This window comes from Sphingomonas glacialis (assembly GCF_014653575.1).
Lineage (GTDB): Bacteria > Pseudomonadota > Alphaproteobacteria > Sphingomonadales > Sphingomonadaceae > Sphingomonas > Sphingomonas glacialis.
Genome location: NZ_BNAQ01000006.1, coordinates 199825 through 221576 on the forward strand (window position 1 = coordinate 199825; position 21752 = coordinate 221576).

Here is a 21752-nt window from a genome sequence, read left to right on the forward strand (position 1 = left end):
GACTGCGCCCCAAGGCGGCGCTTGCCGAATGCGCACTCCTGAAACGCGATTCCTCCTCTACGGGTTTTATCGAGAAACCACAGCGACTTAATCTTTCTTGGCCATTTCGGTTTTTCGTTTTGCAGGCTCGGTTCGGTTTCGGGCGGCGTTACGCTACGTTAGCCGCGACACATCGGGGCGCACCGGGCGACCCATGCGACCCTTCTCACGCAGATCCGCTGCGCGCGGCCGCGCCGGAGTTGCGAACGGCAGTTCTCTGTGGAAATGTCGCTTCATGACCATGACCGGGGTTCACGACCCATATCTCGTCTCCCTGTCGATCGTGATCGCGATTATCGGATCGTTTACCGCGCTCAGCCTCGCGAGCCGGATCCGGCGCTCGAGCGGCCGTTCCCGCGCCGCCTGGCTCGCGGCGGCTGCGGCTGCGCTCGGGGGCGGAATCTGGTCGATGCACTTCGTCGCGATGCTCGCATTCAGCATGCCCGGCATGTTGATGCGCTACGAGCTCGCCCCGACGCTGCTCTCGCTATGTCTCGCTATCGGGTTCACCGGCGCGGGCCTGGCGATCGTCGATTGGCAGCGCGCGTCGGTTTCCAGAATGCTCGCGGCGGGCCTGTTGATCGGCACTGGCGTTGCTTCGATGCACTATCTCGGAATGGCGGCGATGCGTATGTCCGCGACCCTGCGCTACGACACGCGATGGGTTGCCGTTTCCGTTGCGATCGCGATCGTCGCTGCGACATTGGCCGTCTGGCTGGCGGGTCGCGATCAGCGATCGGGCGGCCGCGCGGGAGCCTCGGTCGTCATGGGGTTCGCCATCGCCGGCATGCATTACGTCGGAATGTACGCAGCGACGTTCACGCGGTCGCGCGGCGTCGGCGAGGCGAACGGGCTTGCGAGCCTGGGACAGGCGTACCTGGCGACCGCGATCGGCTTGGTCACGCTTTTCGTTCTGCTGCTCGGCCTGGCGGCGGTTTGGGTCGAGCACCTTTTGCGGACAAGCGCCGAGCGCGAGGAACGCCTGCACTTCTTCAGCGAGCTCAACGACCGGCTGCTCCGATCGTCAGACGCATGGCATGCGATGAGCGCCGCCTCGGAATTGCTCGGACGCAAGCTGAGCGCATCGCGCTGCGCCTATGCCGACGTCGATCGCGACGGCGACCGGTTCTGGATCCGGAGCGACTATACCGCGCCGGGACAGGAAAGTTCGGTCGGGGCATACAGTCTCGACCTGTTCGGGCCCCGCGCAGCGAGCAACCTTCGCGCCGGGGAGGCGGTCGTCTTGCGCGATATCGCCCGCGAACTTGAGCCCGGCGGTGGGCGCGAGATGTTCCAGGGCATCTCGATCGACGCGATCATCTGCTGCCCGCTGATCGGCGGCGACGGTCGGCTTTCGGCTATAATGGCGGTGCATCAGGACCACCCGCGCGATTGGACCGCAAACGAGATCCTGCTCGTCAAGGAGGTGGTCGAGCGGTGCTGGGCGCATGTCGGGCGGATCGGCGCGGAGGCGCGGCTGCGGGAAAGCGAGGAGCGCCTGCGGCTCGCGGTCGACAATGCCGAGATCGGCTTCTGGGATCTGGACGTCGTCAACGACGCCTTGGTCTGGCCCGCGCGCACCAAGGCGATGTTCGGCATCTCTCCCGACGTTCCGGTCACGCTGACGGACTTTTACGAAGGCTTGCACCCCGAAGATCGCGAACCGACCGCCGTCGCGTTCACCGCGGCGATCGACCCCGGCCAGCGCGCGCTCTACGACGTGGAGTATCGCACGGTCGGCAAGGAGGACGGGATCGTCCGCTGGATCGCCGCCAAGGGTCGCGGCGTCTTCGATCAATCGGGTCGCTGCCTCCGCGTCGCGGGCACGGTCGTCGAGATTACGGGGCGTAAGCGGGCCGAGGAAGCGCTGCGCGAGCTCAACGCGACGCTGGAAGCCCGCATAGCGACGGCGCTCAAAGACCGCGAGGAAGTGCAAGAGGCGCTGCGCCAGAGCCAGAAGATGGAAAGCATGGGTCAGCTGACCGGCGGCGTGGCGCATGATTTCAACAACCTGCTCACGCCGATCATCGGCAGCTTGGACCTGCTCCAGCGCAAGGGCGTCGGCGGGGAACGCGAGCAGCGTCTGATCGCGGGCGCCATGCAATCGGCGGAACGCGCAAAGATCCTCGTTCAGCGATTGTTGGCGTTTGCGCGGCGTCAGCCGCTCCAACCCGTGGCGGTCGACATCGGCAAGCTCGTGAGCGGCATGGGCGAGCTCATATCGAGCACCACCGGCCCCCAGGTCCATGTGGTGATCGACGCAGGCGCCGACCTACCCTGCGCGCGCGCCGACCATAACCAGCTCGAGATGGCCATCCTAAACCTCTCGGTCAACGCGCGCGACGCGATGCCGGATGGCGGCACGTTGCGCCTGTCGGCGAGCACCGCGGCCATTGGGCAAGGCCACCGCTCTGGTCTCGACCCCGACCGCTATCTCTGCATTGCAATCTCGGACACCGGATCCGGAATGGACGAGGCAACGCTCGCGCGCGCGACCGAGCCGTTCTTTTCCACCAAGGGTGTGGGCAAAGGGACCGGCCTGGGCTTGTCGATGGTCCACGGACTGGCCTCGCAGCTCGGCGGCGCGCTCACGCTGCACAGTCAGACCGGCGTCGGCACGACCGTCGAGCTGTGGCTACCGGTGAGCGCTGGGGAAACACCAGTAGAGATGGCCTTCGAAAAGATCGTTTCGCACGTCGCCACCGGCACTGCACTGGTCGTCGATGACGAGGATTTGGTGCGCATGACCACCGCGGACATGTTGATCGATCTGGGATATCACGTCATCGAGGCAAGCTCGGGCGAGGGAGCGATGCGGTTGATCGGCGCGGGCGTTCGATTCGATGTGCTCGTGACCGACCATCTGATGCCGGGGATGACGGGCACCGACCTCGCTTACGCCGTGCGCGACCTGTCCCCCGAGCGCCCAGTGCTCATCGTCTCGGGTTACGCGGAAACAGCCGGGATCGACGCCACCCTTCCGCGGCTGACGAAACCGTTCCGCAGGGACGACCTGGCAGCGGCCTTGAGCCAGTTGAGAAGCTGAAACGGGCGGCGCGGCCCCAGGACGACATCCACGTGGTCCCGAAGCTGCGCAACCCCGGCCACTTGTCTCGCTCCTGTTTTGCGCCGAACCGACTGCGTCCTCCTGTTCGGGCTTCATCTGGCCGGTGTCAGGGATTACCGACGGGGGATGGGCTTCGGCTTCGCCGACGGGTTTGCGCCGGACGTTCTCGTACAGAGCCAGGTCATACGCGGCCAATGTGACCGCCGCCGCCGATCGCGGGTAGATTTCGTCACCTCGCGCTGGAATTTGCGCGCGAACTTGCGCTGCCGCATTTCACCGTGCGGTTCCAAAACCTTCTGTATCCTGGTGTCCACGAAACCGGCACCAGCTGAGCGCGCCGGTCCCGGCCCTGCTGCAATGTCAGCTTGGCTCCCCCGCCGCGATGCCACGCAACCGCGATTCCAAGCCGCGGATAGCGATCGGGCGACAGCCGCTTCTTGTCAATGTCGAACCGATACGTAAATCGCCAGAGCTTCGAGCGGTTCGGGCAGACGAACGCATAGAGGCTGTCGCTGAGTGCCATGGGGATATCTCCTGCATGGATGCAGCATTGGATCCTCAAAATATCCCAAGAAACTCAACATCATTGGCCAAAAACGCGGCCAAGCGCGCGCGGCGAGCGGCGAGCGGCGAGCGGCGACGAATTGGCGACAAGCCACGGAAAGCAGGCACAAAAAAACCGCCTCGGGGTATCCTGAGACGGTTTGGTATGTGGGTGTGGTTGCGGGGACCCGCAACCAACTCGACTTGCGTCAGCAACGCAACCATATGCTGACCACACGTTTCGCGGTGGGATCCACCTCCTACAACGCTCTTTTTCGAACTGCCGCATAGAGCATGAATGGCAAATGCTGGCCGCTTCCGAGGCTCAAAAGTCGTTCATCAGAGCCAGAAGATATGGTCGCGGCGAGCGCTGTGGCGAAGAAGAAGACGGTCGGGCGTTGATCGTAGCGGGTAACGACGCGACGCTAGTCCTTCAGGCGGCCGAACATGATCGCGATGCGGCTGCGGCTTCGGTAGCGGCGCTTGTCGTATTTGATGGGCACGTTCCGGGATTTTCGTCCCGGAATGCAGGGCATTATGCCTTTGCCTGAAGAGCGTCCCTGTACCGGTCTGCGTCGTAACCGCTGTCGGCAAGCATCCAATGCGCCATGGGAAGATCGTCGAGCAGCGCTGCAGCGCCGGCGTATCGCTGACAGATCTAGCGGTCATGAAGGAGTTCAGAGGGCGACCGTTCGCGTCGGTGACGGCCTGACGCTTCGTGCTCATGCCGCCCTTGGTACGACCGATGAGCCGCCCGAGATCCCCTTTTTAACCCGCAGGCTCGATGCCGTGCGGTGTGCCTTCAGATAGATGCGTCGCTCACGATCGTCCTGGGCGTGACGCTCGCAGCGGCCAGTTCATCCATAAATGCACTAACACGCCCCTCACGCCCTACCGCCTCCATCGCATGTAGAGGCTCTTGCGCGGTCCGTACTACTTGGGCGCATCGGACCAGCACAGCCCGTTGCGGTTTGCGGTTTGCGGTTTGCGGTTTGCGGTTTGCGGTTTGCGACGAAGATGCCGCTCAATACCCGCCGATAATCAACCCGGGGCTTGCCGTGGCTCTTGGAAAAATGCCGTTCAAGCCATCTGCTCGTCGCTCAACCGATACAGGTGGCTCATCGCCGTCGCCCCGCACCGCCTAATTTAGATCAAGCCACTAGCATCAATGGGCAGTAACCTTAGGCTATTGATATAATAAACATAATATATGTCATCGGACCGAATTCTTCCTCGGTCTTCCCAACGTTTGACCGCCGACCAATCATAAGCGAGAGGGCGAAAATGCTGCCAGCGAAAATCTACGCGAACTCGATATATTCAGCGGCTTTGGCATAAAGATCGAAGTGGCGGCGGGTTATGCGAAGGCGGGGAAAAACGCGGATTGTCGACCACAGTATCAATTAAGCGGATATCATACGTGTGCACTCGACGACCTTCCTTTCGTAGCATATAGCGTTCGGGCGTCAGACGAGCCTCTCTATACGCACGAGCAGGACGCCTTCGGTCACCTGACCGCCTTCACTGGCATTCAGATGGGTGACGGTGCCAGCGAACGGGGCGGCAAGACTATGCTCCATCTTCATTGCCTCCAACGTGACAAGTTTCTGCCCAGCCTTAACCGCGTTACCCACCGCCACATCGACGGCGATTATTCGTCCCGGCATAGGTGACAGAATTGCCCCGTCTGCAGCGCCGCCAGCCGCATGGCCTGAGCCCCGCCACGCGCCTAAATGCCATACTTGGCCCCGTTCCGCGATTAGGCCATCGCTCCGCGTCGAACTCTCTCCGTCCTCGGGCAGGGCAATCTCGATCTCAGCACCATCGAGCAGAAAGGTACCTGAATCGCGGCGTGCGGCGTTGAGACGGAAACCAGAGATTGGGCCGGGCGCAGCCAGCGCACGCGCGGCGCTAGCCAGTGCGTCAGCGCTTGGCCGAGGTGGCGACATAAGCGCAACGCTCTCGCGGGCAATCAGCCCCGTGTCGATTGCCGCCTTGACGAACGCTGGATGATCGAGAAGCAGGACCAAGAAACCCGCGTTCGAGCGCACCGGCCAAACGATCGCGCCTTCGAGAGCAGCGACCAGTGACTTGCGGGCCATCTCGCGGTCAGTGCCACAGGCGATCACTTTGGCTATCATCGGATCGTAGAAGGGCGATATTTCCGAACCCTGTTCGACGCCGGTATCGACGCGGGCCGCGCTTCCGAGGTCGAACCGTTCGAGGCGACCGATCGATGGCAGGAAACCCTTAGCGGGGTCTTCGGCGTAGAGCCGCGCCTCCATCGCCCAACCTTGGATGGCAAGCTCGTTCTGCGTCTTTGGTAGCGGCTCGCCGCTCGCAACCTGCAATTGCCATTCGACGAGATCCTGTCCGGTAATTTCCTCCGTCACCGGATGTTCGACCTGAAGCCGGGTATTCATTTCCATGAACCAGATGCGATCGGCGCGCAGGCCATCGCTCGCGTCCGCAATGAACTCGATCGTACCGGCGCCGACATACTCGACCGCTTTGGCCGCCTTGACCGCAGCTTGGCAGATGCTGTCCCGGGTCACGGTATCCATGCCGGGGGCTGGCGCTTCCTCGATCACCTTCTGGTGGCGACGCTGGAGAGAACAATCGCGTTCGAAAAGGTGGACGACGTTGCCGTATGAATCGCCGAACACTTGGACTTCGATGTGCCGCGGGGAAAGGATATACTTTTCGATCAGCACGTCGCTATTGCCGAAGCTAGAAGCCGCCTCGCGTTGGCACGAAAGCAGCGCATCCCCAAAATCGGCGATTTCGTTAACGCGCCGCATGCCCTTACCGCCGCCGCCTGCGACTGCCTTGATCAGCACTGGATAGCCAATTTTTGCCGCTTCGGCCGAAAGCCGCTCTGGCGTCTGATCGGCTCCGAGATAGCCCGGCGTGACCGGCACACCAGCGTCAATCATGCGCTGCTTAGCGGCGTCCTTGAGGCCCATTTCGCGAATGCTGTCGGGATTTGGGCCTACCCAGATCAAGCCGGCGTCGATCACCGACTTCGCAAAATCGGCATTTTCACTCAGGAAGCCGTAGCCTGGGTGAATTGCGTCGACCCCAGTCTGTAACGCGGCGGCGATGATTTTCTCGCCCACGAGATAGCTTTCTCGCGCCGGACTTGGTCCGATACGAACGGCGGCGTCCGCTTCCCGGACATGCATCGCCGTGGCGTCGGCATCGGAATACACTGCAACCGTGCGGATCCCCATACGCCGCGCGGTGCGGATGATGCGGCAGGCGATCTCGCCGCGATTGGCGATAAGCAAGGACTGAAGCATCGTCACATCCTGAAAACGCCGAACGCTGGGCGTTCGGGTATTGGAGCATTGAGCGTCGCCGCAAACGCAAGCCCTAACACATCGCGCGTCTGCGCCGGGTCGATGATGCCGTCGTCCCACAGTCGCGCGGTCGCGTACCAGGGATTGCCCTCGTCTTCGTATTTCTGGCGGATGGGAGCCTTGAAGGCCTCGGCCTCGTCGTCCGACCAACCGTCGGCATCACGGTGCACTGTCGCCAGCACAGACGCCGCCTGCTCGCCGCCCATCACCGAGATGCGGCTGTTGGGCCAGGAGAACAGGAAGCGCGGCGAATAGGCCCGCCCGCACATGCCGTAATTGCCCGCCCCGAAGCTCCCGCCGATCAGCACGGTGATCTTCGGCACCGTCGCCGTCGCCACCGCGGTGACGAGCTTGGCGCCATGCTTGGCGATCCCCTCGGCCTCGTATTTGCCGCCGACCATGAAGCCCGAGATGTTCTGCAGGAACAGCAGCGGGATGCGCCGCTGGCACGCGAGCTCGATGAAATGCGCGCCCTTCTGCGCGCTTTCTGAGAACAGCACGCCGTTATTGGCGAGGATCGCGACCGGCATCCCCCAGATATGCGCGAAGCCGCAGACCAGCGACGTCCCGTACAGCGCCTTGAACTCGTGGAATTCCGACCCGTCGACCAAACGCGCGATGATCTCGTGCACGTCGTACGGCGCGCGAACGTCGCTCGGCACGATGCCATACAGCTCCTCCGCATCGAACTTCGGCGGCCGCGGCTCCTTGAGATTGACGTCGCCCCCGCGCTGCGGCTGCAAGGTCGAGACGATGTCGCGCACGATCGTCAGCGCATGTTCGTCATTCTCGGCGACATGATCGACCACGCCCGAGCGCCGCCCATGCGTATCGGCGCCGCCCAGTTCCTCCGCCGAGATCACCTCGCCCGTCGCGGCCTTCACCAAAGGCGGCCCCGCGAGGAAGATCGTCCCCTGCCCGCGCACGATGATCGTCTCGTCGGACATAGCGGGAACATAGGCGCCACCCGCGGTGCACGACCCCATCACGCACGCAATCTGCGGAATGCCCTTCGCGCTCATGTTCGCCTGGTTGAAGAAGATCCGCCCGAAATGGTCGCGGTCGGGAAAGACCTCGGCCTGATGCGGCAGGTTCGCGCCGCCCGAATCGACGAGGTAGATGCACGGCAGCATGTTGGCCTCTGCAATCTCCTGCGCGCGGAGGTGCTTTTTGACGGTCAGCGGGTAATAGGTCCCGCCCTTCACCGTCGCATCGTTGCAGACGATCATGCACCGCCGCCCCGAGACGCGCCCGATCCCGGCGATCAGGCCAGCGCCCGGCACCTCGTCGTCGTACAGCCCATTGGCGACGAGCTGGCCGATCTCGAGAAACGGCGAGCCCGGATCGAGCAACCGCTCGACGCGCTCGCGCGGGAGCAGCTTGCCGCGTGCGGTATGGCGCTCGCGGCTCTTCGCGTTGCCGCCGAGCGTAGCCTGCGCGACGTCGGCGCGCAGGCGCTCGACCAGCGCGCAATTGTACGCGGCGTTGGCGCGAAAGTTTTCGCTATCAGGCGACAGCGCGGAGGTGCGGACGGGCGCGCTCACAACCCCCTCTCCCTTCGGGATCGGGCGAAGAAAACTGGAACCGCGCTCACTGGGCCACCCGCTCGCTCGCGCCGATCAGCTCGCGCCCGATCAGCATCCGCCTGATCTCGTTCGTTCCAGCACCGATATCGAGCAGTTTGGCGTCACGATAATGGCGCTCGACCGGCCAGTCCTTGGTATAGCCCGCCCCGCCCAGGGCCTGCACCGCCTCATTGGCGACCTTCACTGCATTCTCGCTCGCGAGCAAAATCGCTCCCGCCGCATCGAAGCGCGTCGTCCGCCCGTCATCGCAGCTGCGCGCCACCGCATAGACATAGGCCCGCGCCGAATTGAGCGCGACGTACATATCGGCGACCTTGGCCTGCATCAGCTGGAAGCTGCCGATCGCCTTGCCGAACTGCCGCCGCTCGCGCACGTACGGCACGACCACGTCGAGGCACGCCTGCATGATCCCGAGCTGGATGCCCGCAAGCACGGTACGCTCATAGTCGAGCCCCGACATCAGCACGCCGACGCCGCCATTCTCCGGGCCCATAATATTCTCTTCCGGCACCTCGCAATCGGTGAAGACGAGCTCGGCGGTGGGGCTGCCGCGCATCCCCATCTTGTCGATCTTCTGGCCGATCGCGAAGCCGGGCATGTCCTTCTCGATCAGGAAGGTGGTGATGCCGCGCGAGCCCTCGCCGGTCTTCGCATAGACGACGAGCGTGTCGGCACAGGCGGCGTTGGTGATCCAGAACTTGGTGCCGTTGAGCACATAGCCGCCCTGCACCTTGTCGGCCTTGAGCTTCATGCCGACGACGTCCGAGCCGGCGCCCGCCTCGGACATGGCGAGGCTCCCGACATGCTCGCCCGAAATCAGCTTGGGGAGATATTTCGCCTTCTGCTCCGGCGACGCCCAGCGTGCGATCTGGTTGACGCACAGGTTCGAATGCGCGCCATAGCTCAGGCCCACCGAAGCGGACGCGCGCGACACTTCCTCGCACGCGATGACATGCTCGAGATAGCCGAGCCCGAGTCCGCCATCCTCTTCCGCAACGGTGACGCCGTGCAGCCCGAGCGCGCCCATTTCGGGCCAGAGGCTCTGAGGAAACCAGTCCTCGGCATCGATCTTTGCCGCGATCGGCGCGATCCGGTCGGTCGCGAAGCGCTGCGTCGTGTCGCGGATCATATCCGCCGTCTCGCCCAGCGCGAAGTCGAATTCTGGTGTCATGCAACCTCTCCCCGGGCCGTGATCAACGCGATTTAGCAGCGCTTGCTCATCCCGAAAAATTGAAGGTTTAGCGCCAACGGTATAGATGTGGCCTATGATCGATCGCTATCTCATTCGTTATTTTCTCGCGGTCATCGACCACGGAACTTTCTCCCGGGCAGCCCAGCAATGCCATGTGTCGCAACCGACGCTGTCGATCGGGATCGCCAAGCTGGAGACACTCCTTGACCGAGTGGTATTTTACCGAACCAATCGTCGCGTGGAGTTGACCCCCGCAGGCATGCGTTTCGCGACCCACGCGCGTCGAATCGAGGCGGAGTTTGCGATCGCCGAACGAGACCTCGGCGAAGATGCGCCGACCAAGCCCCTTCGGATTGGCGTTCTTACCACCTTGCCCTCGGCCTGGATTGGCCACGCGCTCGCCGCGGTATATCACATTCAGGCGGACGAACGGATCGAGATTGTCGAAGGACGGGCACGTGATCTTGTGCAGATGCTCGATCGCAAACGCGTTGATGCCGTGCTCGGCCTCGTTTCCGAACACGAGTCTGCGCACCGACAGGTGTTCCGTGAAGGCTATGCAATGGCGATTGCGAGCGACCATCCTCTGGCCAAGAACGACAGTGTCTGCGCCGAGGACCTAGGCGGCGAGGCAATGATAGTTCGGCGGCACTGCGAGGCACTTCTCGATATCAGCCGTTTCTTCACTGACCGAGGCGTACGTCCATTCATGGCGGCGAGAACGACGAGCGATGATCACGCGCTGGCGTATGTTCGAGCCGGACTCGGCATGACGGTCATGCCGCGTTGCTTTTCTGGCGCCGGCGCCGGCATCGCAATGCCTACGCTTACTGGGTTCAATCAGACCCGAAGCATAGGATTTCGTTTCGTAGAACGATCGCGACCTCGCGTAGAGCAAAGTGTTTCTTTTCAGCGGTTCGCTGCGGCACTTGGCGAGTTCGCGTCTAAGCGTGTCGCGACTGACTAGCACGCCGGGCTGGGCGGCTCTCGAAACAGCGGGATCTGGGCGGCAACCTGTAGCGTTTTTTCGCTGATCAGCAATTGGTCAATCATAGGATTTTGGAATTATATTCCTATCCATAAAATGCGATATCCAATAGCGGAACATATCTTCGGTATCACACACCTTGGTAAAACCCGCTTTCCGCAGTTTGATGGTGCTGATAAAAGCCGGAGGCGGCGCAACGTCTAATCCAAACCCAAAAAGGAAGTCAGTAACAAAATGAGACTCACCTAATAGCTTATCTATACTTAAGGGCTTTAGCCTATACTTATCGACAATATTATCCCAAACTGAGGACTTCTGCGGTAGCAGCGTTGCCAACTAGCATGGTGCATCGGGGCCGGCCTCAGCGCCTAGTGCGTCAGCGATTGCTGGCCAAACGCTGCGCCATTCGAATACGTCTCCATTTGTAATGTTGAAGACTTGATTTTGTGCTTGTGGAGCATCAGCGGCCCATACCAGCGCCTCTCCTAATAAGCGCGCATCAAGAGCTTCTGTCACGTACGCCGCTCCGCCGGGGAAGCCAAAAGGGATTCCCTCTTCACGGCATATTGCGGCGAAGGCCCCGAGCACAGGAGCAACATTCATAACAGCGCCATAGGCTCCACCCATTACCATAGGGGGTCGGAGGATTGTAAATCGAAAGCCTTTCTCGATGGACCTTTCCCGCAAATAGTCCTGCTGCAACCAATAGAAATTCTCGTGCGGATCTCTAGGAGAGCGTTCGCGTGCGGGTATATCTAATGGATGAATATGAAGACCGTAGGCTTTTGTTCCTTGCATGATCGATACATGCGTTAAAAAGTTTCGCTTATTAAAAAGTGGCTCGAGACAGTTTTGAAGCATTTCAAGATTTATTTGCATTCGGTCCCTGTCGAACCAACCCGATATTAGCCCCGGCGCTTCTGAAACGGCTGCAAAAACTACGTGGGTGATGCCACCGAGCGAGGCAAGCTCGGTATGGACTGCGTTCTTGTCGGTGAGGTCGACAGAAATATGGACAACTGAACCAGACGGCCGAAGGTCGGGCTTCCGTCGCGATAACGACACCACCTCCCAGCCGGAGTTGGCAAATGCCGCCACGGCAGATGTGCCGACAACGCCACTCGCACCAACGACAAGTACTTTCCCTACCATAAAACGTATCCATCCGGCGGGTGCCGCCTTGCGGAGTGTGGGTCGGGGATAGAGTACGTCCTTACAGTCGTACGTAAGGACGTCCGTTCCGATCATGGCACAGGTAACGATATTGGCAGGGCCAGAGCGTCGGCGTCGCTGGAGCGATGAGCAGCGCGAGCGGATTCTGGCGGATGCTCTCCGGCCTGGCGCCAGGGTTTGCGATGTGGCCCGACGCCATGACGTTGCCCGCAGCCTGATCTACGAGTGGCGTCGGGCCGCACTGCGCAGGGTGGATCCGGTGTTCGTGCCGGCGGTGGTGATGGACGAGCCGGCCGAGCAAGCGTCCGAGCCTGTCGTCGCGGCCGTGCTGGATCTGCCCGACGGCAGACGGCTGAGGATCTTCAACTCGGCGTCGCCGGCGTTGGCGGCGGCGGCGCTGAAGGCGCTGCGGTGATCCCACCGGGCGCGCGGGTGTGGATCGCGATGGGCCACACAGACATGAGGAAGGGGATGCAGGGCTTGGCGCTGCTCGTACAGCAGCACCTCCACCGCGATCCTCACGCGGGCGATCTCTTCGTGTTCCGGGGTCGGCTCGGATCGCTGGTCAAGATCATCTGGCACGACGGCCTGGGCATGTCGCTCTATGCGAAGCGGCTGGAGAAGGGGCGGTTCATCTGGCCCTCGGCGAACGACGGCGTCGTGTCGCTGTCAGCCTCGCAGCTGGCCTGCCTGCTCGACGGGATCGACTGGCGTAATCCGCAGTACAGCTGGCGCCCGACGAGCGCCGGATAGAGCATTATCGCCTTGCACCAAGGGGCGGAGAGTGATTCACTCTGCCTCATGGAAGCTGCCATATCGCCCCTTCCGGACGACGTCGAAGCGCTGAAGGCGCTGCTCGCCGCTGCCCTGGAACGTGCTGACGAGGCTGAAGCGCGCGCTGCCAACGCCTTGGCCCGGGAGAGCGCCATCGAGGCAGTGATCGCCCATCTCAAGCTGCAGATCGCCAAGCTCAGGCGTGAGCAGTACGGTCCGAGCGCCGAGCGTAGCCGCCGCCTTCTCGAGCAGATGGAGTTACGGCTCGAGGATCTCGAGGCCGACACAAGCGAGGACGATCTTGCCGCCGAGGTTGCCGCCGCCAGCACTACCAACGTTGCCCCGTTCGAGCGTAAGCGGCCGATGCGCAAGCCGTTCCCCGAGCACCTGCCGCGCGAGCGTGTTGTCATACCAGCACCGTGCTCGTGTCCGGCCTGCGGCGGCTCGCGCCTGTCCCGGCTCGGCGAGGACGTGACAGAGACGCTTGAGGTGATCCCGCGGTCGTGGAAGGTCATCCAGACGGTCCGCGAGAAGGTCTCGTGCCGGGACTGCCAGACTATCAGCCAGCCGCCAGCGCCGTTCCACGTCGTGCCGCGCGGATGGGCGGGGGCCAGCTTCCTCGCCATGCTGCTGTTCGAGAAGTACGGCCAACACCAGCCGCTCAACCGCCAGGCCGAGCGGTTCGCGCGCGAAGGCGTACCGCTGAGCGTCTCGACGCTCGCCGACCAGGTTGGTGCCGCCGTATTCGCGCTGATGCCACTCTACAGGCGGATCGAGGCTCACATCCTCGCCGCTGAGCGCTTGCACGGTGACGATACGACCGTTCCTGTCATGGCTAAGGTCAAGGCCGATGTTGCTCGGCTGTGGGTTTATGTCCGGGACGATCGGCCGTTTGCCGGCGCCGCCCCACCCGCGGCGCTGTTCCACTACTCACGTGACAGGCGCGGCGAGCACCCACAGGCACATCTCGCGTCCTGGTCAGGGATATTCCAGGCTGACGCCTATGGCGGATATGGCGAGCTGTACCGCGAAGGTCGTGCGCCAGGCCCAGTGCGCGAAGCCGGGTGCTTCGCGCACGCCCGACGCAAGTTCTTCGAGCTCGCCGACGTCGCAGGCGCCGCGCGCAAGAAGAGCCGCGGCGAGCGGACCGGCATGATCTACCCGATCGCGCTCGAAGCGGTGCGGCGGCTTGACGCTCTGTTCGACGTCGAGCGCACCATCAACGGCAAGTCCGCTGCCGACCGGCTCGCGGTACGCAAGACACTCAGCGCGCCGCTGATGACCGAGCTCCACACCTGGCTCACCGCCCAACGCGCGATCCTGTCGCGCAACCACGATCTCGCCAAGGCGTGTCTCTACATGCTGCGCCGCTGGGATGCGTTCACGCGCTTCCTCGACGATGGGCGGGTCTGCCTCACCAACAATTCCGCCGAGCGCGCCCTTCGCTGCGTCCCGCTCGGCCGCAAGGCTTGGCTGTTCTGCGGCTCGGACCGCGGCGGTCAGCGCGCCGCCGTCCTTTACACGCTGATCCAGACCGCCCGCCTCAACGATGTCGACCCGCAAGCCTGGCTTGCCGACGTGCTCGCCCGCATCGCGGACCACCCCGCGGCTCGGCTCGACGAGCTATTGCCGTGGAACTGGGCACCTCGGATCCAGGTCGCGAAGGCCGCCTGATGTCGGCACCGTCGATGGTGTTCACCGCTCGCTACGCCGCGAGCTGGCTCGGCGTCGACATCGACGTGGTCGAGGTACTTGCCCAGGAGATGTCGCCCGAAGATGGTTGCCTGAACGTCATCGAAAGCCTCGACGACGACGCTGTCTCCACAACTGCGTTCACCAGACGCGGTCTCGACCACCTCGACGAACTTCTCGACCAACGCCGCTCGGACTTCATACAGGAAAGCTAACACCATCCGCGGCCCTCGCCGGATGGGTACCATAAAACTCTCCTGCTGATCGCTTTATATGAGATCAGTTGAACTGCACCCATCATCTAGTTGAGACAGGGAAGTATATACCAGTATTATGCCTATGTATTTATTAAATAAAGACAGCTTTGCCGCCTAATTGCTGGTCGAAATCGCGATATGCTGCATCGGCTTCCTCGATAGTCCAACGATCGGTGAACAGGCGATCGACCTCGATTCCGTGGTTAGCAATGAATTGCGTGCATTCAGCCTGGCCGACGTTCGAGAAAGTCCATGATCCCATAATCGTCAGCTGCTTGCGCATAATGTCGGGACTGACGTTGAAGGTGACGTCGCCGCCCTCGCCAACGAAACAAGCAGTCGCCCATTTTCCGCAACTACGAACCGCGCCTAATCGTCCGGCAGCAACGCCAGACGTATCGAACGCCTTGCTGACACCGCGTCCACCGGTCAGAGCCATAATTGCCTCTACCGGGTCAGCCACCGAGGCGTCGATCGCATGCACTGCGCCGAACTCCAGCGCCCGCTCCACTCGCTCGCCACTGATATCGACTGCGATCACTTGTGCACCCATAGCCGCGGCAAGCTGCGTCGCTGAAAGGCCAACCGGACCTTGCCCGAACACCGCGACGGTATCTCGAGCACTTACTTCCGCGCGGACCAGCGCTTGGTAGGCGGTGCCGGTCCCACACGAGATTGCAGCCCCAGTCGCGAAAGAAAGCTCTTCGGGCAATGCGACCAGCGTGCGAGCCGGTACCTTCATATATGGCGCATGCCCACCGTGCCCGTTAAGGCCATAGGTCACCGGTCCGTTCTCGCACATTTGCCACCAGCCTGTGCGGCAACTCGGGCACGCGTGGCATCCGTCATAGTGATAAACCATGGCGCGCATGCCTATCCGCGCCATCCGCGGATCGACGTCGCGGCCTACCGCAACCACCTCTCCCGCAGGCTCATGCCCCGCGATGATAGGCTCGCCAGTGTCGCGCAATCCGAGCGCCTTAAATGCGGCGCCAGCTGGTGGCCGATAGAATTTCAGGTCACTGCCACACATCCCCGATGCGCGGATCGCGAGCACAACTTCTTCTGGACCGGGCTCCGGATCCGGAAAATCCATCAGTTCCAGGGTACGGTCGCCGGTAAATACTACGCCACGCATGTCAGATCCTCAATCTAGCTTAAGCCACACCGACTTGGTGTAGAGATATTCATCAATGTGGCGTCGCCCGCCTTTGGCACCGAATCCGCTCATGCGGAATCCTTCGGAGGTCACGGCAGGCTCCGTTGCGCCGTAACAATTAACCCACATCATCCCGGTTCGGACGGCGCGCACGACGCGGTGCGCGGTCGAGAGATCGCGAGTCCATACCGCCCCACCAAGACCGTATTGTGTGTCGTTTGCAATCCGCACCGCATCCGCAGCATCATCGAATGGAATGACCGAAGCGACAGGGCCGAAGATCTCCTCGCGTGCCACTCGCATGTCGTTTGACACGCCTACGAGCACCGTCGGGGGCACGAAAAAGCCGCCCGCGAGATCTCCTCCAAGCCGTGTGCCTCCAGCGATCACCTCCGCGCCGCCCTCGCGCGCGATGTCGATGTACGAGGTCACTGTTTGGAGCTGCCGCGCCGAGACGATCGGACCAAGTTGGCTTGTCGGATCGATGCTGTGACCGACCTTCAGGGTCTTGGCGTATTCGGCGAGCCGCTGCACGAAGTCGTCGTGAATTGAACGCTGCACCAGGATGCGGGAGCCCGCGTAACAGATCTGGCCAGTGTTGTTAAAACATCCTAACGCCGCGCCGGCCACAGCGCGATCAAGATCAGCGTCGCCGAACACGATATCGGCAGATTTTCCGCCGAGTTCGACCGACACGCGCTTCATGTTAGTTGCGGCCATTTCCATGATCCGACGTCCGGTTGCCGTCGATCCCGTGAAAGCGATTTTGTCGACGTCGGGATGCGACGCCAACGCTGCACCGGCATCGTGGCCGTAGCCGGGCACGACATTCACTACGCCGTCGGGTAGGCCAGCATCCTGCATGATCTGCGCGAGAGCAAGAGCGGAAAGCGGTGCGTCCTCAGCAGGTTTCAATACTAGCGTACAGCCGGTCGCGAGCGTTGGCCCGATGCTCCACAATTGTGAGATTAGTGGACCGTTCCAAGGGATGATCCCGGCCACTACGCCGATAGGATCCCGGAGCGAGTAGCTGAGCATGTCACCAGGGAACGAGTTTTTTGTTGTCTCACCGTAGATGCCAACCGCCTGCGCTGCGTAAAAGCGCAAAGCCTGGAGCAAGAACCGTTTGAACATAGCGGTGCGCGCAATCGGCGCTCCCATGTCGAGTGTCTCTAGCCAAGCAAGCTCATCAAAGCGTTCTTCAGCGAGATCGGCAATTTTAAGCAGTAACGCCTGCCGGTCGAATGGCTTAAACTGACTCCATGGACCTTCGAACGCAGCTCGCGCGGCCGCCACGGCTCGGTCGACGTCGGCGGCGGCGCCCTCCGCAACCTGCACGATCACTTGGCCCGTCGAAGGGTTAACTACGTCAAATGTCTTGCCGGACAGCGCATCGACCCAATCGCCGCCAATGAATAGTTTTTTAGGCTGCTTCAGGAACGGGTGTTGCTGGGTATAATCCATTAATTGAGTCCTAGTCGCATTTCAGGAAATACTGCATCTTCGGCACGCGCGATCTCTGTCGCAATCTGTGTAAGGCAACCCGGACAGGCGAAGCGGCGAAGCACCATTGGATCATCGATGAATCGAGCAGGATCGGGTGCACTAGGAATCTGCGTTACCGGCCCTTCGTGCATCAGTGCACCCGCCTTGTAGCTGCCGGAATAGCCAGCCAGCCGTTCGCCACAATGAGCGCAAGCGAGGATACGTTCGCCATCGACGTCGCGCGCGATTACGTATTCGTGGACGGCGCGGTCGAGCTCGCCGGTGGCGGCAGTGGCGGCGGCCGTATCAGTTTCTTGTCGCGACCAAGCGCGCCGTTCCGCCCGCAACGCCTTTCGGCGTGCGGTGGTCGCCTCCGCATCGCCGGCGATGACGCCATAGATACGTTCCGCTGCATCCTGTGAAACCGCATCATCGGCGAGATCGCGTTCCACGAGCGCGGGGTCCCGCTCGAGTGGATCGCCGTACCCTCCGCCGCCCCCGATTCGAACCTCGAACACGTCTCCATGCCCGAGTGAAGTGCCGTTCGATTTACCGCTTAGCCACACTGTATCGCCGGTGAGGTCTATTGCGCCCTGCGGAAGGACCCGTGCGACCATGCGCTCGTTCAGGTCAGTATCGTGTCGAATTAGATAGTGGCTCGCGGGCGACGGGTAGCCGCCAAACAGACCTTGCCCGTTCTGCGTCGTCGCGCCCTGCCCTCCGGTGTTGGTGACGATCGACATCGATTGTGCGCGATAGGGCGTGATCGCGACACGCAGTCCGTTGCCGCCGCGCCATTTACCGGCACCGCCGCTGTCGCGGTCGCTGCGCCGATAAAGGCACATTAGCGGATACCATTGTTCAATCTGTTCGACATTGAGGATCATCGACAACGGACTGAAGGTAGGTCCGCCGCTGTCGATCCCGTCACCAAACGATCGCGCGCCGGATCCGCAGGCAAAACAGTCGAGAATTGCTTGGCCAAAAAAATTGCCGCGATCATCGAAGCCGACCAGTACCGGCAAAACATAGTCCGCACACGGCGCGACCAGATCTTCCTTGGTATCGGGGTCGCACGCCATCATCCGCGCCAGGATAGCCTGCATCGCGTTCATCATCGGGACAGAATGCAGAATCCCACCGCTGACCGCTGCGGGATGATCCACGCAGGTAAGTAATCCGGGCGTTGGTTCGTAGTCAATTTGACGTTCGCCTCCGCCATAAGCGAACAGCTGCTCGAATAGCATTGAGACAGAAACAATGCCGGTGATAGATCCCGCCCAAGTAACGAACGGAATGCCGTTGGTCCCTATAGTTTGCGCGTCGGTGCCTGCGTTTGACACGGCCAGCCGGTCGCCACGTTTGGTCACGGTCAATTGGGTACGCTGGTTGTGTCGGATGCCTGGCAACGGCTCGTCAATGTAGCGGGTTTCTGTCCAGGTGCCGTCGGGAATCGCATTCAATTTACGCTGAAAATTCTGCTGCGCTTGGTCAAGCATCCTCCGCATAGCGGCCTTCACCGTCGTCGCGCCGAACCGGGTACAAAGTGCCATCACCTGATCGCGCGCGAATACGACGCCGGCAATTTGGGCGCGAAGATCAAGGGCAACCATGTCTGGCAACCGCGACTGGCGAAGGTACATCGCCTCGAGGTCCGGGCGCATCACGCCCTTCTCAACCAGTTTGAACGGAGGCAACACGACCGGGTCAGAATGCACGTCCTCAGAATTCTGCGGCCAACCTCCCGGCACAATTCCGCCTAAATCATACTGATGCCCAGCATTGGCGACCCAGCCAAACAAGCGGCCCTCAACGAAGATTGGTGCAGCGAACAGTACGTCCATCTGATGGCAGGCCGCGATCCATGGATCATTGCAGCAGTAAATGTCGCCGTCGTCGATTCCTGGAAGTTTAGAGTAATGTTCGAGGATATAACGAATGCCAAGCGGGGCACCGGCGTTCAGGAATTGGACGTAGGGCGCGTTAAGTACCACTTCCGCGTCCTCGGTCAAAATCGACATGTTGAAGTCGAGCGTCGCGAGGACTGGTGATCCTGAAATGCGCGTGATTGTATCGCCGTGCGCCATGTTGATGGTCCACAGCTTCTGGCGGATCACCTCGAAATCGACCGGATCAAGTTCGGCTATCGCGTCGTCATGGAAGTTAATCCCAGCATCGACACGCGTGCGCCAATCCCCCTTCGGCCGGTAACTATGGACTTTCCCGGTCCAGGCGATGTCTTTTGCCGAGCTTACGGCTGTCTCTTGAGTGATATCAATAACAGGGGCACTGGCCATCATTCTGCTCCTACGGTCAGGACGACGCTGCCGCTTACGTGGATCGTCGCCGATGCGTCGCGATCAACGAGAATAGTGGTATCGGGGAATTCGAGGATCGCGGGGCCGGACGTGACGCTGCCCGGTGGAAGGCGGGATCCGTCGTATACGGGCGTAACAAGCCGCTCACCGGACCACATCACCACTCGTGTCGTCTTGGCCTCCGGCGTAGAATTACCGCTTTCCAAGTCGATCGCCTCAAGTGTGACCGCACTAAGCGCTGCGCGACCTCGGACCTGCAGACTTGTCAGCTGGAAGCCGGCAGCCGCATAGCCACTGCCCTTACCGAACAGTCGCTCGTAGTCCGCCTCGAAGGTAGCAACCATCCGACCGACCGTGGCCCCGTCATACACTCCGCCCTCTACGGCGACTGAGACTTGATTCGTCTGGAGTGCGTAGCGGAGTTCGGCATGATGTTCGAGCGTGACGGCGTCCTTCGCCACACCCTGCTTTGCCAGCTTGGCAAGGACGCGTTCCTCGAGCTCACGAAGGCGCGCGTTTATCGTAGCAGGATCGAAGGGGCTTCCGAGACCTAGGCCGACGCTTTCCGTGATCAGCGCATCCGATGCAGTAATTCCGAAGGCTGACCAGCCTGCCGCAAGATCGCTTAAGGGAATTACTGCCGTCTTCATTCCCAATTCGCGCGCAATCGCTGCTGCGTGCAGTCCGCCCCCGCCGCCAAAACCGTACAGAACAAAATCGCGTGCATCGTAGCCTTGCTGGGTCAGCGTTAGCCAAATCGCATCCGCCATCTGGCTGTTGACGATTCGCATCGCCGCCGCCGCAGTCGCCTCGGCATCCATGCCAAACGGCGAACCGAGTTCAGCTAGCGCCGCGCGCGCAGGCTCGAGGTCGAGCATGATGCGACCGCCGAAGAAATAGTCTGGATCGAAATAGCCGAGTACCGCCGCCGCATCGGTGACCGTCGGGCGGGTGCCTCCGCGTCCAAAGCAGATGGGCCCAGGTCGCGCGGCAGCGCTTTCCGGGCCTACCTTTAACGACTGACCGTCCGAATGAACGATACTGCCACCACCCGAGCCGACTGACCGCACGTCCAGTGTAGGCACAAAATATTCGTATTGACCGTGACTGGCTGTCGCTCGTCGGACAGGGGTTCCGGCGAAGATTGTTCCGATGTCCAGTGTCGTGCCGCCGACGTCCGCTGTCACCACATTATTCACGCCGCCCACCTGGGTCCGCGCCAAATTCGCGGCACCTATCAACCCCGCAACCGGGCCCGACCCGATCGTTAGGACCGGTAGCGCTCGGGCATTGTCGGCGTCGATAAGTCCGCCTGAGCAGGACATGATCTGCAGTTTGTCATGATAACCGTGGGTCGCAAGGTCGACCTCGAGCGCCGCGAGATAATGCTGCATCGGCGGCCCAATCATCGCATTGATGATCGTCGCGACGCTACGCTCATATTCGCCAACGCGCGCACTGACCTCCGACGAGATTGAAACGAAAATTCCCGGCGCCATTTCGCGTACGAGATGTTGCAATCGCTGTTCGTGCGCCGGGTTGGCCGTCGCCCAAATCAGCGAGATTGCGATCGCTTCGACGCCCGCGTCGATCAACCGTTGAATTGATGCGCGCGCGTGCACTTCGTTGAGCTCGACTGCGATAGCGCCGTCGAAGGTGATGCGTTCGTCGATCTCCTCGCAGAGAGTGCGAGGTACGAGCGCGGCGGGCTTCGTCTGTTTGGCGACGTGCGCGATGTAGTTAGCGGGCATCCATTTCAGACGCCCACCCGATAGCATTATGAAGGTCGCATCGGCATGGCCGCGCGTCGCGAGCAAGCCCACCTTGGCAGTCTTGCCCTCGACGAGCGCATTCGTACCGACCGTGCAACCGTGATATACGTGCGCATCGCCTAGCATCTCCTCTAGGGAGACGCCGTGCATGGTGGCGGCGGCCCTGAGCGCGTCAACGAAGCCCGACTGGAAATCAGGCGGGGTTGACGACGCCTTACCGATTTTGACCGCGACACCGCCGTCGGCGGAGGTGTCGAGCACCACGCAGTCGGTAAATGTTCCACCGATATCGACACCAACGATAAAGCGCACAATGTTCCTTCCCGAATCTTGTCAAACAGAAGA

Annotated in this window: 15 protein-coding genes and 1 pseudogene; 6 read left to right on the forward strand and 10 right to left on the reverse strand. The window is 61.7% G+C overall.

Annotated features, from left to right (window positions below):
• The first annotated feature begins 274 nt into the window (after window positions 1–274).
• Entirely contained in the window at window positions 275–3085 is a 2811-nt protein-coding gene (locus tag IE187_RS17785; RefSeq protein WP_189677360.1) for an MHYT domain-containing protein, read from the forward strand.
• Window positions 3086–3335: 250 nt separating this feature from the next.
• On the opposite strand, the gene IE187_RS17790 is transcribed toward IE187_RS17785, so the two are convergent.
• The 5 genes and pseudogenes from IE187_RS17790 to IE187_RS17810 form a co-directional block, all read right to left on the reverse strand.
• Window positions 3336–3629 (reverse strand): hypothetical protein, encoded by a 294-nt coding sequence (locus tag IE187_RS17790; protein WP_189677361.1) that lies wholly within the window; start codon window positions 3627–3629, stop codon window positions 3336–3338.
• 359 nt (window positions 3630–3988) lie between these two features.
• Window positions 3989–4771: pseudogene (locus tag IE187_RS17795) on the reverse strand (IS5 family transposase).
• 344 nt (window positions 4772–5115) lie between these two features.
• Window positions 5116–6951, reverse strand: coding sequence for an acetyl/propionyl/methylcrotonyl-CoA carboxylase subunit alpha (locus IE187_RS17800; protein WP_189677362.1), 1836 nt, complete (start codon window positions 6949–6951; stop codon window positions 5116–5118).
• 2 nt (window positions 6952–6953) lie between these two features.
• A complete protein-coding gene (locus IE187_RS17805; protein WP_189677363.1) occupies window positions 6954–8555 on the reverse strand; it encodes a carboxyl transferase domain-containing protein in 1602 nt (533 codons plus the stop codon).
• Window positions 8556–8601: 46 nt separating this feature from the next.
• Window positions 8602–9768, reverse strand: a complete 1167-nt coding sequence (locus IE187_RS17810) for an isovaleryl-CoA dehydrogenase (RefSeq protein ID WP_189677364.1) — start codon at window positions 9766–9768, stop codon at window positions 8602–8604.
• Window positions 9769–9862: 94 nt separating this feature from the next.
• On the opposite strand from IE187_RS17810, the gene IE187_RS17815 reads away from it, so the two are divergent.
• Complete coding sequence (locus tag IE187_RS17815) at window positions 9863–10756, forward strand: LysR family transcriptional regulator (RefSeq protein WP_189677365.1); 894 nt, start codon at window positions 9863–9865, stop codon at window positions 10754–10756.
• Between the two features lie 357 nt (window positions 10757–11113).
• On the opposite strand, the gene IE187_RS17820 is transcribed toward IE187_RS17815, so the two are convergent.
• Complete coding sequence (locus IE187_RS17820) at window positions 11114–11929, reverse strand: NAD-dependent epimerase/dehydratase family protein (RefSeq protein ID WP_229839486.1); 816 nt, start codon at window positions 11927–11929, stop codon at window positions 11114–11116.
• 94 nt (window positions 11930–12023) lie between these two features.
• On the opposite strand from IE187_RS17820, the gene tnpA reads away from it, so the two are divergent.
• From tnpA to IE187_RS17840, 4 genes are read left to right on the forward strand one after another with little or no spacing between them, the layout of a single operon-like run.
• Complete coding sequence (gene tnpA, locus IE187_RS17825) at window positions 12024–12365, forward strand: IS66-like element accessory protein TnpA (protein WP_189677366.1); 342 nt, start codon at window positions 12024–12026, stop codon at window positions 12363–12365.
• 17 nt (window positions 12366–12382) lie between these two features.
• A complete protein-coding gene (gene tnpB / locus IE187_RS17830; RefSeq protein WP_268249529.1) occupies window positions 12383–12703 on the forward strand; it encodes an IS66 family insertion sequence element accessory protein TnpB in 321 nt (106 codons plus the stop codon).
• 48 nt (window positions 12704–12751) lie between these two features.
• Complete coding sequence (tnpC, locus tag IE187_RS17835) at window positions 12752–14398, forward strand: IS66 family transposase (protein ID WP_189677367.1); 1647 nt, start codon at window positions 12752–12754, stop codon at window positions 14396–14398.
• Window positions 14356–14631 carry a hypothetical protein gene (locus IE187_RS17840; RefSeq protein ID WP_189677368.1) on the forward strand — a complete coding sequence of 92 codons (276 nt, stop codon included), beginning with the start codon at window positions 14356–14358 and terminating at the stop codon, window positions 14629–14631. Before tnpC ends, IE187_RS17840 begins: the two co-directional genes overlap by 43 nt.
• Window positions 14632–14764: 133 nt before the next feature.
• Here IE187_RS17840 and IE187_RS17845 read toward each other — a convergent pair whose 3' ends face one another.
• Genes IE187_RS17845 through IE187_RS17860 form a run of 4 tightly spaced genes read right to left on the reverse strand, consistent with a single transcriptional unit; the run spans window position 14765 to window position 21719 of the window.
• Window positions 14765–15811, reverse strand: a complete 1047-nt coding sequence (locus tag IE187_RS17845; RefSeq protein WP_189677369.1) for a zinc-dependent alcohol dehydrogenase family protein — start codon at window positions 15809–15811, stop codon at window positions 14765–14767.
• Window positions 15812–15820: 9 nt separating this feature from the next.
• Complete coding sequence (locus tag IE187_RS17850) at window positions 15821–17296, reverse strand: aldehyde dehydrogenase family protein (RefSeq protein WP_189677370.1); 1476 nt, start codon at window positions 17294–17296, stop codon at window positions 15821–15823.
• Window positions 17296–19614, reverse strand: a complete 2319-nt coding sequence (locus tag IE187_RS17855; RefSeq protein ID WP_189677371.1) for a hydantoinase B/oxoprolinase family protein — start codon at window positions 19612–19614, stop codon at window positions 17296–17298. Before IE187_RS17855 ends, IE187_RS17850 begins: the two co-directional genes overlap by 1 nt.
• A complete protein-coding gene (locus tag IE187_RS17860) occupies window positions 19614–21719 on the reverse strand; it encodes a hydantoinase/oxoprolinase family protein (RefSeq protein ID WP_189677372.1) in 2106 nt (701 codons plus the stop codon). The genes IE187_RS17855 and IE187_RS17860 overlap by 1 nt, the downstream gene beginning before the upstream one ends.
• Window positions 21720–21752: the final 33 nt, after the last annotated feature.